At 76.4% G+C, this 403-nt stretch carries 1 pseudogene; it reads right to left on the bottom strand.

Annotated elements, in window-relative coordinates:
• A pseudogene (locus C1J00_RS46150) lies at window positions 1-346 on the bottom strand (SUKH-4 family immunity protein); the annotation flags it as partial.
• Window positions 347-403 lie beyond the last annotated feature (57 nt).

Genomic DNA, 403 nt, shown 5'->3' with positions numbered 1-403 from the left:
GCACAGGCGGAGGCGTACTGCCCTGCGGCACCCCACCGGGCGGCGTCCCCGGCACACCGGGCGCGGTCGCCGGACCCGAGGGATAGCCGTACCCCGGGCCACCCGCGGGGCCGGAACCCGGGGCGTTCGGACCGTCCACCGCCGGCGTCACCGCGGTCGGCGGAAGCTGACTGCCGCCCGACATCAGGGCGGTCTGGGCATCGGGCGTCGTCGACGACGACGGTGCGGCACCGTCCGCCTCGCTCAGCGGCGGCGCGAAGACCGTCGCGGGCAGCGGTACGGAACGGTCGTCACCGGCGTCGCCGTTGGTGTCCGTACCGGCCCAGGGCGTCGCCCCATCAGGCACACCCGAAGCGGCCGAACCGCCCGGACCGGTGACCGAACCGTCACCCACCCCCTGGTC

Origin of the sequence: Streptomyces cahuitamycinicus (assembly GCF_002891435.1) — a bacterium.
GTDB lineage: Bacteria > Actinomycetota > Actinomycetes > Streptomycetales > Streptomycetaceae > Streptomyces > Streptomyces cahuitamycinicus.
This window is presented reverse-complemented; position numbering and strand designations above follow the sequence as displayed.